This is a genomic window from Phocaeicola massiliensis B84634 = Timone 84634 = DSM 17679 = JCM 13223 (assembly GCF_000382445.1).
GTDB lineage: Bacteria > Bacteroidota > Bacteroidia > Bacteroidales > Bacteroidaceae > Phocaeicola > Phocaeicola massiliensis.
In genome coordinates this window covers 24,595-39,803 of sequence record NZ_KB905473.1, presented here as the reverse complement: position 1 = coordinate 39,803, position 15,209 = coordinate 24,595, and the positions used below count along the sequence as shown (strand labels likewise).

Here is a 15,209-nt window from a genome sequence, read left to right as displayed (position 1 = left end):
AGCGTTTGAATGAATAAGTCGAATCTAATATCTCATTTTAAAATTAGAACTTAATGCTACTTCACGTTTCAAATCTTCAAATTCCTTTTCATTAGAATCTTGAAACTTAAAAGTCTCATCCCTATTTATATTCACTTTTTGAGATTTTAGAAATTCATGAACTTGATTGTTCAGGAACTCTTTTGTTGGCATATTATTTCCACAGGAAATGCCTATTTTGTAATCTTCAATGTTAACTCTGTAGTATTTCATAAGATTTTATAGATATTGATTAACTGCATCATTGGGATATTTCTTTTTCCAATCTTTCACTTTCTTATTCTTAATTAATGTTATCATATAACATGGTATAAAGAAAACAAAACATGGACCACCAATAAGAGGTAATAGAATCGCAACAAGCCAAGGGGTTTTTTCAAATGAACATACTATAGACACTAATATAGAAAATAGTATCCATGACACTACGAATATAAAAATTTGCATCCATCCATTTACATGTCTTATTCCATCAGCTTTAAATCGTAATTGTTCTATTCTTTTCTCTTTTTCCTCTTTTCTTCTTTTTGCTTTCCTTTCTTTCTCTTTTTGTTTAACTAAACTTTCAGTTTTTAAATATTCAGTTGTCTGTTTTTGCAACAGCTTCTGTTCTTTAACCTCAAAATGTTTTTTAATATCATTATATGATTTAGGCTGGAAATTTTGTCTGTTATTTTCGTCAATTAAAAAAGCACATTCTTTTGTGCCATCTACTTGTAAAACAAAAAGTATATTATCCACATAGGCAGCGTGTACCATATAAGATTGTTCATTTCCGCTAATTATAAGAGATTTATTAGCTGGGATATATTGCCACGTAGCATTCGTTACTTTACCATTAAGAGAAATAATTAAAATTCCGCTTTCTTGGAATATATAAGTTTCTTTCTCCCCCGAATTATTAAAAACCATCCATGATTTATTACATAAGACAGTCTTTACATCAAGATTCTCACTGAATCTTTTGTATCGGTTTATGGTATCGAATAGATATGTTTTCATCTTAGTCAGAATATCTTCTGTTTACTATAGCCTTAGCAATCTCATTGAAATATGTGACAACTTCTTTATTGGCATAAAAAGCCCGATACTTCTTTTGTTTGCGTACACTTAAAGCTCTGTACTCCGCACCACTTATTCTATTTCCTTTATTATCGTACCAATAATCATCCCCATCAACATTGCCTAATTCTCCTTTAGAATCTGTTATGTTTCCAAAATCATCAGCTGAAAGTCTGTCTTTTTTCAATGCGTCCATATACCTTTCATACGCATTTCTAAATTCCTCACGTTTATATTCATTCCAATTCTTACTTGCAACATAGGATTGAACATTAGTTCCTAAATTGTGTATATATAATTCCTTATCAATTTTGCGCATACCATATTTATATGAAAAATTGCCTTGAAATTCTTGGTTTACAGACAATCTGTTCATAAAAATATCACTGTCATTTCCCATATTTACACTATATATGGGAGCAAAGTATAAGGTAAGCAGTAGTAAAATAAAAGTTCTCATAATTTCAACAATTAGTAGTTAAAGTAAATAGTACCCAAAGTTGTATGCTCTACTTTCCATTCAAAGTTGTTCACTATAATTTCTTTGTCTAATAAAGCATTGACCCTAACAGCTCTGTTATTACAATCTCTCCAACTTTCTCTATATAAAGAACGGTCTAATACAGCCCGAACATAGATTTCAGTTTCTCCCGAATAAGATTCTCCTAAATTGATTTTGATTTTTGTTCTTTTGAAATTTTGTGAACTTGCATCAAAGAAGTATGCTCCTACAGTCTGATAGCTTTGTGTGGTAGAACGGTTAGGAGTGGAATATGAAGGTACGTTTGGAAAATACCCGTTATTATTGCTACGGTTATGTTCGTTGCTACTGTTGTTATTGTTTTTGCCAACTATTACGGGTTTGTATTCAACTAATGGAAGTTGTGAATAAGCAATTGTTGGCAGTACTGTAAAAGCTAAAATTGAAATAATCTTTTTCATTACTCACTAATATTGTACTTCCCAATTCCCCGAAGAAGTGGATAAAAAATAAGGTGTGGGAACTATTATTTGCTTTACCCTTTTTCTCTGGCTTCTCGCATTGCCTTGACTGTGGATAAAACAATAGCAACCCACACCAATTTTGACAATATCTAAGAGCCTTATGGATATAAGGTAGGTATATATCAAATGGTGTGGTGCTATTGCTATCATCTTCACAGTCTTTCAAATTTTGCGAGAATTTGAGAAAAAGAAGATAATCTCAATAACACCTTTTCGTTAAATATGTCCTTTCAGTGCCTTAACGCATTAAGACCTCTGAAATTGTTGCAAAGTTAGCGAAAGGTTTTGAATAGCTAAAGATAAAACGCTGATAAATGCAGTTCTAAATGTTCTAAAGCATATCTTTAGTAAGTAATTAGAGAAGTATTCAGCTTCTTTTCTTTGTAATAGCATAAGCAGGTACTTTTTTTGAATGGGGACTATAAGAAGATTTCTTCCCGAAAAAAGTACCCGTAGTTTCTGCGGATTGAAAGATGTAGTTCTATTAGAGATTATAAGGTATATGGGTTTGTTGCCTAACTAAGTAATGAATGAAAGAAGTATCTATCTTCATAATGGGTATAAAAAAAGTCCGCAAATACTGCGAACTTTAAAAAAAATCAGATTGTTATTTATTCTTTTCAATAGTCTCTTTTAATTCATTAAAGCTGTCAAAGTAGAAGAAATATCCACCTTCCGAGGTTGGTACTCTAAAATATCTTTCATTTGCGTTTTTTGAAACTGCGTAAACAATATCTTTATATTTCAATTTAAGAATGATAGTTCCTAAAATTTTGGCAATAAATAATTCACCCACCTCTCCAGTTAGTGATATATAGCCATTGTTTGCCATTCTCCACAATCCAACATTGCCTAAAGAGAACATATCTTCCATATCTATTGTGTTTTTAGTTAATTAGACCACAAAATTAATGATTCATTTGCAATTATAGCGGTATCTGTGAGGATAAATTTGCTCAATCACTCAATACAGATGGGACAATGCAGGTAGTTCTTGTTAATCTTATAGATAAAGATTAGTTTCGGGTATTTGCCCAATAAGAATAGGGTAACGGGACAAAGCCAAAGTTCTTCACCAAAATTTCCGCTTGGGTCTTTATAGAAAGCACCACCCGTTAAGGTGGAACTTACCTTATATAATCTAACTCCGCAATAAAACTTATCTTCCCATTCTTTAGCAATTCTGATAGTAGCCACAATCTCATTTTCTCCACGAGAGTAATATTCAAGATAGTTGGATGCACCACCAACCATCAGAGTATGTTCAAACAGCTCTTTGGGAAAACCCGGAACATTGCAGTACCATTTTCGTCCTATTTTGGTAAATGATACCTTATAATTTCCATTACCCACCATTGCATGATATAGTGCTTTTGCAAGAACGGGTATCGCTCTTATATAGGCAGAGCTTTTCTTACATACGGACACACTTTTCTTGAAGTAAGTTTTAAGATTACTCATAGCTGATAAATTTTAAATGATTAAATAAATGGGATTTTGTAAACGGACACTGCAAAGCTATATGTTTAATTTGGATTATCAAAACAGACTGCATTTCAGCACTTTGCAGATATTTGCATAATTCAGAAATTATTTTATAGCATAGCTAAATAATTAGTAGATTGATACGGCATATAAGCAGTTCCCAAAATCGCACATACCATAAACTACAAGCCGTATTATGCCTTTTTAAAAAGATAATTTTCTTACGCTTGCATTAATGTAGGGCTAATTACGTTATCGCAATCTGTTTGGCTTGGAACTATGCCCTATCAGATTTAGATATAACCATCATTTACAGTTTCTCTTACATTGCAGTTTTTGAAAGTTACTGTATATTAGAGAACGGGACAAAGTTCTTTATTTCTGAAAATGGTATGATAACAACAGAAATTTCAAACTTTGTCCCATTCCAAGCAGTAGTTAGAAACTCAAACAGTCATAAGTATTTAACAGTTCTTCTTGTCTAAGTCCCAAGTATCTTTTAGTTATGGTTACACTTGAATGATTAAATAATTCCATCAGTTTAACTAAAGCCAATTCAGCATTTTCAGAGGATTCAAATACTTTTCTGCCAAAAGTCTTTCTAAGTGAGTGGGTAGAAAAGTGGTCTATCTTTAAATTGTACTTGCTTTTCAGCTCTTTAAGTACAATGTTTATCCATTGGATAGAATAGACCTTGTTCTTACCTTTTCCCGATAAAAAACAGAACTCATTCAAGTTTTGAATATTCAAAGCTGTATAACAGTCTTTGATATGCTTCTGAAACTCCTTATTAATTCTCACTTCCCTACGTTTGCTTGTTTTCTTTTCAGTAATGGTAAACTTTGCATCCTTACTCAAAAGCATTTCCCAAGTAAGTTGTAGTAGGTCAGAGATGCGTAAACCAAAAAATATGCCACACCCAACAAGCAGGCTTATTCTATAATTCTTATCCCTATATAATTTTCTCACCAAGTTTGTAGCACTGTCCCATTGTAGGCAGTCACTTGTTGTATAGCTGTTTTTCAAACTCATGTTGTTTCAATTTTGTAGGTTTGACTATAAAAGTGAAAGTTAATTCGGGAATCATTTTGTAATAGCTTGATTCTCAAATTACTTTCACTTCTATTAGAAAGTGTAACTAAGATTGCAGATAAGTAAAGATAGTGATAATCAGTATCAGCAAAAAGGGATTAATGATGCCAATTATTATCAGTAGTATAACTACCAATGTACCCCATAAAATCAATTTTCCATTATCTTCCATTTTGTAGTATTTTTAAGTGAATAAAAAAGAAAGGACACCTAAATAAATAGATGTCCTCTCATTACATCATATAAAAGGCAAGTAACAATCATCCAATACCCCACTGTCAATAATCTTTCTGCAAAGTTCATGTGAGGCTTGATTTCTAAGGTCTGTTCTGTACCCCTTATCACCAACCATTTTAATGATTGCCACAATGGTTTTCATTAATTCCTGCTGTAATGTACGGTGATAATATCTTGTACTTTCAGCAAATTTTTGAGGATTCCAACTCATATCATTCAAAGCTCTTTCCAATTCTTTTGCAGCCTTATATTCACGGCTTTCTTGTAATTCCATATCTCATTATTTAAAAGGTTTGTAAAATAGATAAGAAAGGACACCTAATAAATAGATGTCCTCTCATTAATTAGTCAATAAACCATTTGTAATGCTCATCCCCATGCAAGGCTGCATTAATTCCAACTGCCATTTCAGTAGCATTTAAAGAGCGGTCTAAGAATGAATCAATATATGAACTTTTATTTGCTCCAGTGAGCAAATTATAAAATTTCCACATATTCAAGTCATTTCCAAAGCTGCCAAAGTTCTCATCATTAATGTAGGCTTTTGCAACACTGTTTATTTGTGTATCAGTAAGCAACATTCTTGGCAGTCTCTTTTGGTAGCCATTGGGCAAACACTGATAAAGTCTCATTTTACCCAATATTTGGCAGAATTGATGCTCACTCATTGAGGTATTGCCCAACTGTTGTATCAGATACAGATGTTTGGCAGGATTGTAGTTGTTGAACAGTTCCAAGGCAGAACGGTAAAGTTCACTTGTATTGCTCACTCTTAAATCATCCTTGTAACCGTCTGTAAAGATGCACATATTGCAACAAACTTGGTTTTTAAAGCCAATAGCCAACCTAAACAACTCTGGAACTTTCTTTGAATACAGATTCATTTGGTTATAGGCTCTAACCCCTACTATTGAAAGGTTCAACTTGTTTTCCTCAACCGTTTCATAGATTGTAGGAATGTCAATACTGAAAGCTGCCCTCTCATAGTAGATTGTTTTGTCTGATTCCAACAACTGATTGGCAGGTTTGTGGATAGCTTCGGGAATGCGACCCTTAATCACATGACTAACACGAATATCGGGTGTTCCAATAGTCTCACCATTGTAGTAGGAGTTTGCAGCTTCCCAAACAGTTTCAATAAATGCAGCATGGTTTACTGTAAGCTCATTGTCTTTTGCAAAAACGGGAGTAATGCAGTCATTTTTCAAATGTTGCAAGGTAGCTTCTTGGGTGTTTGCCTCAATGAAATGATTTACCCTTTTAGGTGTTGCAGTTTCTTCAATAATGGTTGCTTCTTCTGCAAACTCACCTAAATTCATTCTCTCTCTGTTCTCTGTTGGCATGATAACTAAATTTCTCATATTGATAAAAGTTTAAATGATTAATAATTCTTTTTATATCAATGTACAGAGGGGGACTATTGGAGGTTGTGGTCCGCAAAGGCAGACACTCTTATATATTTTAGCTTACTGACTGAATGGGGAGGGGGCTTTCTGTATTAAGTACCTTATATATCTGCTCTCTTGACTTTTAGCCAAACTGAATATAGGTGATTCTTTAAAAGGTAGTCTTTTTAATGGTATTAGCTGTATGTGGCTTATTATAAAGTAGGTGCTATATAACTCTGCCTAAAGTGGGAATATTCAGAAAATCGAAACCGGGGAAAATGTGCGGTTGTGGTTCTGCGCCAAAAATAAAAGCCGCAAGAATTTCCTGCGACTGTATATTATTAGTTAGTACGAAAATTACTCTGTTTCATTAGTTATTAAGGTTGATAGGGACATTTTACTTAATTTCTGTATCGGGTATAGAAAGGCAAGAAAATGAGATTTTGTCCCATTTAGCTAAACTAATTCCGAATTTAATTGATAGCCTCTTATATTACCCGATTTAAATGGATTTGCTTGATAATAGAGACCGATAAGTTTCGGTTCTATATTTTCTTCGGGGTGTATGTTCAATCTCTCATATATTCTCGTTAATTCATTAACTATTTTCTCATTGGAATATCTGTTACCAACCTTGAATATATTCTTAACCAGTCTGATAACTTTATTCCCCTTACGTTGTGTCAGAATCATTTCTTCTTTGATTTTCTTTTTGGAATAGTTAAGTTCTTCTATCCTCTCTTTGCCCAAAGTCTCAAACGCTTCCACAATGAACGGGTCAATCTTCCGCATATCATTAATGAAATCTAAGGCGTATTCCGAGTAGGGAGTTTCCATTTCACTAAGAAGTTGTACCATTTTTCTGTGTTTGTCCTTTACCGAGCGTGTAGTCTTGGCAATCTTTAATTTCTCGTCATTCTCGTTATATTCGCAATTCTCAAATGTGGGATTGAAGAAATGGCAGTCATTGTACCAGTTCTTTATTTCTTGTCTTGATTGGTATCTGTTGTTCACCAATACGGAATTAATCTCATTGTCTATGGCAAACCAGTTCTTTGTAAAGTCCGAATATAGGAATTTACGGAACGGCATGGTTTCAAGAACTGCACCGAAAGCGAATCTGCTTTCTCTGTTATCCGCACTTTTGTATAAGGTTTGTATCGTGTTATAGGCAAATTCATGTGCCGAAATTTCCCATTCTATCTGTTCCCTGTCTTTGGTTATGATTTCGGGATTCACCCGATAGATATGTGTTGCCGATTTTATACCGTTACGGAATCTTCCGCAAATCTGTATGCAGTCCGTATCTATGTCAAGTATGGTATATTCGGAATTATAAGGGTCTGTAACCATTACCAAATCGGGCTGATAAGGCAAATCCAAGTCGAATGCCGTAAAGAATCTGCCAGTGAAGAAGTTATATTTCTTCATGGTATCTGCGTTCCAATCATTATAAGCATTATCAAAGGAGTATTCATTTTTCAGTTTCAAACGGCTTTTTGGCGCACAGTAAACGGTAGAATCCTCCAATATGCCGAACTGTTTCATTATGGAGTAAATCATTACCACGGAATTGACGAAAAAGCAGACTGTTTCCTCTGTGTGATTGCCTAAATATTCACTTATTGCCTTGTATATATTATAAGTATGTGTAACCGCAATTTCTTGTCTGTAATCATAATCGGCACTTACTTCCACTGTTTCAAACTCTTTAAATCTTGGGTCACTGAATCCGATAGGAGTGGCGGAAACAAGAGCCTTGCTTTTGAAACGAAAAAAGTCATTCATGGGCAGCACTATGTCCGTTCTGTAATCCACATCCTTGATTAATTGGTGGCATTCATCCATCAGCAGGAAGAAATGATTATAAATGTCAATACCACTGCAAGCGTTTTTCACTTTTCCAAAACTTTCGGGAGTAGTCATTATCTTATGTAGTCTGTTATTAGTCAGATAATTGCGAATCTTATCTGTTGTGACATCTTCATAAACGCCTAACAGATTGCTGTATTTTCCGCACTTGCTTTTGATGACGGGTACATTGGGAACTACGATAATGGAATTTCTTTGGGTTTCAAGCTCCAAAGTGGTAGCACCACAGCCGGGTATTCTTTTGGAAAGTATGCAGTTTGACGGAATCTCACTCATTACGTCAGACAGGTATTGACCTTTATGTAGAGTAATCATAATCCTTTGCTGTTTAGATAATCTATAAATTCATCGCTTCTCCTTATGCTGAAAAAGAGTTTTCCGAAACGGAACAGCCCTCTAAGTCTTATATAGGCTTCGGTTTCCCGTAAAAAAGGGATTCTTGCAATATTGTATTTCTGTTCTATTAGTTCTTTTACCACATCCTCTTGGAACTCGCTGCATAGCTTGGATAGTCTGGACGGGAATACTCCAAAATCCTCATAATCTCCCGTTTGCAGATAATTAAGAATCCACTGCCAGCCTTGTGCGTTGAGTTGGTATCTTATACTCGTTACTCCTTGACTGCTAATCCATGCTTCACCGTTCACTTGGATATAAAGCTGCTTGTGTTGTTTCATTAGTAGCTTCACTTGTCTGTGTGCAGCTTCATTATTATATGTTTGGGCAAACTGTATCTGTTTCATTTTCTCTGTTCCGATTAAAAAAGAAAGCCGAGAGAGGTTGTTCCCTCGACTTTCTTCAAAGCTGATTGTTTAGGCTACTTCATTCTGTTCGGGAACTTGTTGTTTGGCTTCCGCTTCTGATTTCTTCATCCATTCGGGTTTGCAGGCTTCACAGATAAGGCTGTTCACTTCATCCGTTGCTTTCATGCAGAACTTTACATTCCCGTTGAATGTGGAAGTGAATCTCACGCAACGGTAACGCTCGCCGCTGTTGTTGTACCAGTCCGCTTCAATATAGCCCCTCATAGTGGAGTTCATGTACTGCTTGAACAGTTCCATTACCAAGTTTTCACCCTCTTGGGCAATTTCGACCTCATGTTCCTCTGCTTTGTAGTCGTGCAAGCCGTTTATCATTTTAGCCATGCCGAAATGTATTGCCGAAATAAGGTCTGCATCTCCTGCACCCTCAAAATGTTGTGTCATGCCAGTAGCATAAACGACTGTGACCGATATAATCAGTTCTCCTTTTGAGGATTGTTTGAAACGCATATCCGTTCTGACGGGAAACATGAGGAATGCTTCTTTCAGTTCCTGCACGAATGCTGCACTTACTTTAGTGTTTTCTACTATGTTTTCTACTTCACTATTTAATGCTTCTGCAAATTTTAAATTTTTCATAATTCCTAATTTTAGATATTTTACATATTAATTATTAAGTCATTAAAGAACTACTAAAGCTATGCGCACTTACTTATTTGTTCCCTTTTGACATTGCAAAATTAGGGCAGAAATAAGGGGTAACAAAGCATTTTGCCTAATGCCCATGTGTGTAGAAAACGTGCCCATTCCAGTACGCAAAAAAAATGCGTACCGAAAAGAACAACCCTTTCAGTACGCATTTCTGCTATGTTTTTATGTATGTCGTTTATGAAACTACGTTGTAGTTATTAGCTATGACAGACGGAAATTTCTCGTTCTTGTATCTTCTAAGGAGATTGGATAACATTCTGTTCTTGTTACCCTCCGAATCGTATTCTTCATTATATCTTTTGCCATCATAGCCCACTGTATAGATAAGCCTTGAAACAAGCATCATCTTGTCTTTAGATACCTTTACTTTTTTATCGGGTATGGTGGTAGCCTTTCTTCTTTCAATAAAAAACAGAAACATATCCGTAAATTTCCACTTCTTATAAGATATGTCAAGACTGAACTTGTCCGTAAAGCTGATTTTTGACGATAAGTCATTTCTGATAAAGCCCTCCAAACCTATGTCCTTTAATTGTTTAATCATGGTTTCTCTATCTTGCTCACTATGTATAATATCGCTGTATGTATTGACAAAATGCTGCAAGGCTGCTTGAATGATTCTGATTGTGTCCTCCCTTTCAACGACATAGCTTTTCTTGTTATTCTTCTTTAGGGTGATACTGGTAGCTTCCGATAGGTTGGTATGAAAATAGCTAAAATCCTCCAATACGGACTTATTTAATGCAGGTGCGTTTGTACCAATATCCTCTATAAAGTCATATACGAACAGAAGTAGATACCAAAACTTGCTAACATCCAACTTATACGCTTCAATGGTATTCTGTAAATCTTCATTAGTTAGAAACTTCTCTTTGAAAGAATCATCCAGCTTTCTGTATTCCCGTTTCTTGTATTCTTCCAAAGTTCCTTTGAAAGTTTTCATTTCTTGTGTTCTCTCGTACCTTTCTTCAATAGATAGATTTCTTTCCGCATATCTGTTGGCAAATATGGCAGGTGCAGCGGACACATCTTCATAATCGGGCAGGAAGTGATTGGCTACTTCCCACACATATTCTAATAGTGGTTCATTTAGACATTTGTAGCTTTCATGCCAAGCCACTTTTAAATCGGGCAGTTCTTCTATCTGATACATAGTATATTCGTATTAGTTATACTGCAAAATAAAAGAAAAGTCTGCAATCTTTAGCGGATTACAGACTTCTTTTTCGTTATAGTAGGTTCTGCATAATGGCAAACGATATTCATTTACCAAATACATATTTCACAACTTTGGCATTAGCCTTGTTCTCATTTACGAAGTCCCGTTCAATATAAATATCTGTCACTTTCATAGAATCATCTATATGGTTCAGTGCTGCGTGGACTATATATTTGTCTATGCCTACTTTGTTCAATGCAATAGTAGCCCATGAATGGCGCGCTGCGTAGTATTCCAAATCATCTACTCCTAATATTGTACCAATTTCTTTTAAGCCGTAGTTGATAGCCTTATTGAAACCTTTTTCGTCTGCATAGTATTGGTAAAAATTAAATAAGCGTTTACCACTTTTATCTCTGTATTTCTCTATAAGTGGTAATGCGATTTTAGGTATATCCACTTTCATTTGAGCATTATCCAATCTACGGTCTTTCGTCTTGGTACGATTATAAGTAATGGTATTGTTCGCCATTTCTGTAGCATTATATAAATCGGCTGAATTAATGCCCATCAGACAGAATGATAGAATAAAGCAATCTTTTGCCAAATTATAGCGGCAAGTGGACTTGTAGCCTTTCTTCATATCTTTATAGGGTAGCTTCCATACCTTCTTTATAATATCTGCCGGAATAGCTCTCTTTCTTGTTGCTTCCTGCTTGGGTATCTCAAAGTCTATAAATGGATTGTTAGGTATCAGTATAAGATTTTTCTCTCTCTTGTTATACTTTTTTTGCGCTTCTTTAAATAGTTTCTTTATGCTTACCAAATAAAGAGATAAAGACCGATTAGAGGGCACACGCTTACCCTGCTGAATCAGTTTCTTCATTCGTACTTCACGCTCTTTATTCAGAAACACTTTGAAGTTCTCTAAAAAAATGGTTGTAATCAGATTTACATCCAATTCTTCTTTGCCTATAAAGCGAACTAAGGCATTAATGGCAGTAGTGTAGTTAGGTGCGCCTTTGATAGTAGTTGAGGCTATCCACTCACGACTGAACTTTATGAAGTCAATGGTTTGTTGCTTTTGATGCTCCCCATCCAAGTAGTCCATTACTTCATCAATGGTGTAGTGGTTTAATTCAACTTGCAGTTTGGTACATTTCTCTTGATAACTGCGAATAAGAGAATCTACCTCTTTTTTAATAGGTGAATTTTGCTTGATTTTCAGTTCTTTAGTCAGGTCTTTACTTGTGACGAATAGACTTGTTGCCAGCCGTCTCATTTTTCTGTCGAGTGTGAATCTTAGCTTTACGTTGTAAGTACCATTAGACCGTAGTCCGTCTTTCTTGATTTCTGCGTTGATTGTCAGCATATTAATCCTTTTGTTTATCGGTAAACAAGCGGTAAACAAATGCTGCAAAAGATATGTAATTCTATTGATTTGAGCCTATCCCAACTCATAGTGAAGGGACAAAAAGAAAAGCGCTAACTGCTTGATTTTGTGCAATTAACGCTTATTTTCTTTGTGGACCAGCCTGGGCTTGAACCAGGGACCTCCAGATTATGAGTCTGTTGCTCTAACCAACTGAGCTACAAGTCCGAGCTATGAGAATTTCTTCTTAGCAGGTGCAAAAGTAGAACATTTCTTTGAGATTTGCAAAGAATCACACCCAAAATTTGATAAAAAGATTTAATTCACTTATTCGTAAGGATTTAAATTGTATTTTTGTACTTCACTAATTAATTGATAATAGCCGTATGGCACATACAAAACAGGAAACCACCTTTACAGGGCTGACAAATAAAGAAGTTCTTGAAAGCAGGGAGAAATTCGGGATGAATCTCCTGACACCCCCTAAACGTCCTTCTATGTGGAAACTTTATCTCGAAAAGTTCCGCGACCCGGTGATACGCATCCTTCTCGTTGCAGCATTCTTTTCACTGGTCATAGCCATCATTGAAGATGAATATGCCGAAACTATCGGAATATTCTTCGCTATATTTCTGGCTACCGGCATCGGGTTCTATTTTGAATATGATGCAAACAAGAAATTTGATTTGTTGAACGCCGTAGGTGAAGAAACGCCCGTCACGGTCATGCGTAACGGCAAAATACAAGAGATTCCGCGCAAAGACATCGTTGTGGGAGACATCGTCATATTAAATACCGGCGAAGAGGTGCCGGCAGACGGCATCTTGTTGGAAGCTATTTCCATGCAGATTAATGAATCCAACCTGACCGGAGAATTAATGGTGAACAAAACGGTCAACGAAGAATTATTTGATGATGAGGCCACATATCCCAGCAACACCGTCATGCGTGGAACAACAGTAGTGGACGGTCACGGCATGATGCGCGTAGAGCACGTAGGCGATGCGACAGAAATCGGCAAAGTGGCTCGCCAGGCAACAGAGCAGAGCCAAGAACAGACTCCATTGAATATTCAATTAACAAAGCTGGCCGATTTCATCGGTAAAATCGGCTTTACCATTGCCACACTGACCTTTATTATCTTCACGGCCAAAGACCTTTATGGATATTTGAGCATGAACGAGATAACCGGCTGGCAGCAATGGGTGCATATCGCCCGTATTGTTTTAAAATATTTCATGATGGCCGTTACCCTGATAGTGGTCGCCGTTCCCGAAGGTTTACCGATGAGTGTTACTCTCAGCCTTGCACTGAATATGCGCCGTATGCTGAAAACGAACAACCTTGTCCGAAAAATGCATGCTTGCGAAACAATGGGAGCCATCACCGTCATCTGTACAGACAAGACCGGCACACTGACACAGAATCTGATGCAAGTGCATGAAGCAAAGCTCGACACCTCCAAAGCAGACTTGATAGCTGAAGGCATCAGTGCCAATTCCACGGCTTTCTTGGAAGAAGCAGAGGCCGGAAAGAAACCTTCCGGTGTAGGAAACCCGACCGAAATCGCTTTATTGTTGTGGCTTAACGAGCAGGGAAAGAATTACATGGAGCTGCGTGAAAGAGCGACTGTTGTCAACCAGCTCACATTCTCCACCGAACGTAAATATATGGCTACGTTGGTCGACTCTCCCATCCAGCAAAAAAGAGTGCTATATATAAAAGGTGCGCCTGAAATTATAATGGGTAAATGCAATCTGAGCCCTGATGCCATTGCACAATATAATGCCGACCTGCTTGCCTATCAAAACAAGGCCATGCGTACTTTGGGACTGGCTTATAAATATATCCCCGAAGGCGTCGGAGAGGATTGTTCTGAATTAGTGAATGAAGGCGGAATGACTTTCCTCGGTATTTTTGCCATCAGTGACCCCATTCGTCCCGATGTACCCGAAGCTGTCGGCAAATGTCAGTCAGCCGGTATCGGTGTGAAGATTGTAACCGGTGATACTCCGGGAACTGCTACCGAAATTGCCCGCCAAATCGGATTATGGAAACCCGAAGACTCGGAACGCAACCGAATCACAGGGGTGGAATTTGCTGCTTTAAGCGACGAAGAAGCACTCGACCGTGTGCTCGACCTGAAAGTAATGAGCCGTGCGCGCCCGATGGACAAACAACGCCTGGTGCAGCTGCTCCAGCAAAAAGGTGCGGTAGTTGCTGTTACCGGTGATGGAACCAACGATGCCCCCGCTCTCAATCACGCACAAGTGGGACTTTCGATGGGAACAGGAACTTCTGTCGCAAAAGAAGCCAGCGATATTACACTGCTGGATGACTCTTTCCACAGTATCGCCACTGCCGTCATGTGGGGACGTTCGCTCTACAAAAACATTCAACGCTTCATTGTCTTCCAACTGACAATCAATGTAGTGGCATTGGCAAGTGTATTGCTCGGTGCCTTTCTGGGAACGGAACTTCCGCTGACTGTCACTCAAATGTTATGGGTAAACCTCATTATGGACACTTTTGCTGCCATGGCACTGGCTTCCATACCGCCCAGTCCCGATGTTATGAACGAAAAGCCGCGCAAGACCAATGACTTTATCATCACCAAGGCTATGCGCAATAATATATTAGGTGTAGGACTTGCATTTTTGGTTATACTGATGTCACTCATCGTAGGTATCAGACAACTTCCCGCCTCACAAACAGAGTGGGCTCTTACCTGCTTCTTCACTATCTTTGTAATGCTTCAGTTCTGGAATCTGTTCAACGCCAGTGTTTTCGGAACCAACCATTCTGTATTTAAAGATTCACGCCATGCACTGGGTATGCTCAGTGTAGCGGTTATCATACTGATAGGTCAGATATTCATTGTCGAATTCGGAGGAAAAGTATTCCGCACCGTACCGCTGAACCTGACCGAATGGATTATAATCATCACCGCTACCTCTTTGGTGCTGGTAGCAGGTGAAATCTACCGACTGATAAAACGGTTGCAAACAAAAAAGTCAATTAGGTAA

16 protein-coding genes and 1 tRNA gene are annotated in these 15,209 nt (G+C 37.1%); 1 reads left to right on the top strand and 16 read right to left on the bottom strand.

Features of this window, described 5'->3' with window-relative positions; all coding sequences use genetic code 11:
- Nucleotides 1–24 precede the first annotated feature (24 nt).
- The 16 genes from HMPREF1534_RS05940 to HMPREF1534_RS06010 all read right to left on the bottom strand — a co-directional run bounded on the left by HMPREF1534_RS05940 (nucleotide 25) and on the right by HMPREF1534_RS06010 (nucleotide 12,411).
- Nucleotides 25–252, bottom strand: coding sequence for a hypothetical protein (locus tag HMPREF1534_RS05940; protein WP_005942296.1), 228 nt, complete (start codon nucleotides 250–252; stop codon nucleotides 25–27).
- Between the two features lie 6 nt (nucleotides 253–258).
- On the bottom strand, nucleotides 259–1,041 hold the full coding sequence (locus HMPREF1534_RS05945) for a hypothetical protein (protein ID WP_018452360.1): 783 nt from the start codon (nucleotides 1,039–1,041) through the stop codon (nucleotides 259–261).
- Between the two features lies 1 nt (nucleotide 1,042).
- The gene (locus tag HMPREF1534_RS05950; RefSeq protein ID WP_018452359.1) at nucleotides 1,043–1,501 is read right to left on the bottom strand and encodes a hypothetical protein; all 459 of its coding nucleotides are present in this window, start codon (nucleotides 1,499–1,501) and stop codon (nucleotides 1,043–1,045) included.
- A gap of 71 nt (nucleotides 1,502–1,572) precedes the next feature.
- Entirely contained in the window at nucleotides 1,573–2,043 is a 471-nt protein-coding gene (locus HMPREF1534_RS05955; RefSeq protein ID WP_005942289.1) for a hypothetical protein, read from the bottom strand.
- A gap of 670 nt (nucleotides 2,044–2,713) precedes the next feature.
- The gene (locus tag HMPREF1534_RS05960) at nucleotides 2,714–2,980 is read right to left on the bottom strand and encodes a hypothetical protein (RefSeq protein WP_005942286.1); all 267 of its coding nucleotides are present in this window, start codon (nucleotides 2,978–2,980) and stop codon (nucleotides 2,714–2,716) included.
- A gap of 86 nt (nucleotides 2,981–3,066) precedes the next feature.
- Nucleotides 3,067–3,567, bottom strand: coding sequence for a DUF6717 family protein (locus tag HMPREF1534_RS05965; RefSeq protein ID WP_005942284.1), 501 nt, complete (start codon nucleotides 3,565–3,567; stop codon nucleotides 3,067–3,069).
- Nucleotides 3,568–4,029: 462 nt separating this feature from the next.
- Nucleotides 4,030–4,623 (bottom strand): tyrosine-type recombinase/integrase, encoded by a 594-nt coding sequence (locus HMPREF1534_RS05970; RefSeq protein WP_005942279.1) that lies wholly within the window; start codon nucleotides 4,621–4,623, stop codon nucleotides 4,030–4,032.
- Between the two features lie 106 nt (nucleotides 4,624–4,729).
- Nucleotides 4,730–4,855, bottom strand: coding sequence for a hypothetical protein (locus tag HMPREF1534_RS21020; RefSeq protein WP_005942276.1), 126 nt, complete (start codon nucleotides 4,853–4,855; stop codon nucleotides 4,730–4,732).
- A gap of 66 nt (nucleotides 4,856–4,921) precedes the next feature.
- Nucleotides 4,922–5,194: a hypothetical protein gene (locus tag HMPREF1534_RS05975; protein WP_005942273.1), complete on the bottom strand. Its 273-nt coding sequence runs from the start codon at nucleotides 5,192–5,194 to the stop codon at nucleotides 4,922–4,924.
- Between the two features lie 70 nt (nucleotides 5,195–5,264).
- Nucleotides 5,265–6,281, bottom strand: coding sequence for a DUF3871 family protein (locus tag HMPREF1534_RS05980; RefSeq protein ID WP_005942270.1), 1,017 nt, complete (start codon nucleotides 6,279–6,281; stop codon nucleotides 5,265–5,267).
- Between the two features lie 483 nt (nucleotides 6,282–6,764).
- Nucleotides 6,765–8,495, bottom strand: a complete 1,731-nt coding sequence (locus HMPREF1534_RS05985) for a DEAD/DEAH box helicase family protein (RefSeq protein ID WP_005942266.1) — start codon at nucleotides 8,493–8,495, stop codon at nucleotides 6,765–6,767.
- Entirely contained in the window at nucleotides 8,492–8,923 is a 432-nt protein-coding gene (locus HMPREF1534_RS05990) for a hypothetical protein (protein WP_005942262.1), read from the bottom strand. The genes HMPREF1534_RS05985 and HMPREF1534_RS05990 overlap by 4 nt, the downstream gene beginning before the upstream one ends.
- Before the next feature lie 69 nt (nucleotides 8,924–8,992).
- Complete coding sequence (locus HMPREF1534_RS05995; protein ID WP_005942259.1) at nucleotides 8,993–9,580, bottom strand: hypothetical protein; 588 nt, start codon at nucleotides 9,578–9,580, stop codon at nucleotides 8,993–8,995.
- A 247-nt stretch (nucleotides 9,581–9,827) separates the two neighbouring features.
- Complete coding sequence (locus HMPREF1534_RS06000) at nucleotides 9,828–10,805, bottom strand: hypothetical protein (protein ID WP_005942252.1); 978 nt, start codon at nucleotides 10,803–10,805, stop codon at nucleotides 9,828–9,830.
- A gap of 109 nt (nucleotides 10,806–10,914) precedes the next feature.
- The gene (locus HMPREF1534_RS06005; protein WP_005942250.1) at nucleotides 10,915–12,183 is read right to left on the bottom strand and encodes a phage integrase SAM-like domain-containing protein; all 1,269 of its coding nucleotides are present in this window, start codon (nucleotides 12,181–12,183) and stop codon (nucleotides 10,915–10,917) included.
- Between the two features lie 154 nt (nucleotides 12,184–12,337).
- Nucleotides 12,338–12,411 (bottom strand) — tRNA-Ile (locus HMPREF1534_RS06010).
- A 158-nt stretch (nucleotides 12,412–12,569) separates the two neighbouring features.
- Here HMPREF1534_RS06010 and HMPREF1534_RS06015 point away from each other — a divergent pair.
- A complete protein-coding gene (locus HMPREF1534_RS06015) occupies nucleotides 12,570–15,209 on the top strand; it encodes a calcium-translocating P-type ATPase, PMCA-type (RefSeq protein ID WP_005942247.1) in 2,640 nt (879 codons plus the stop codon).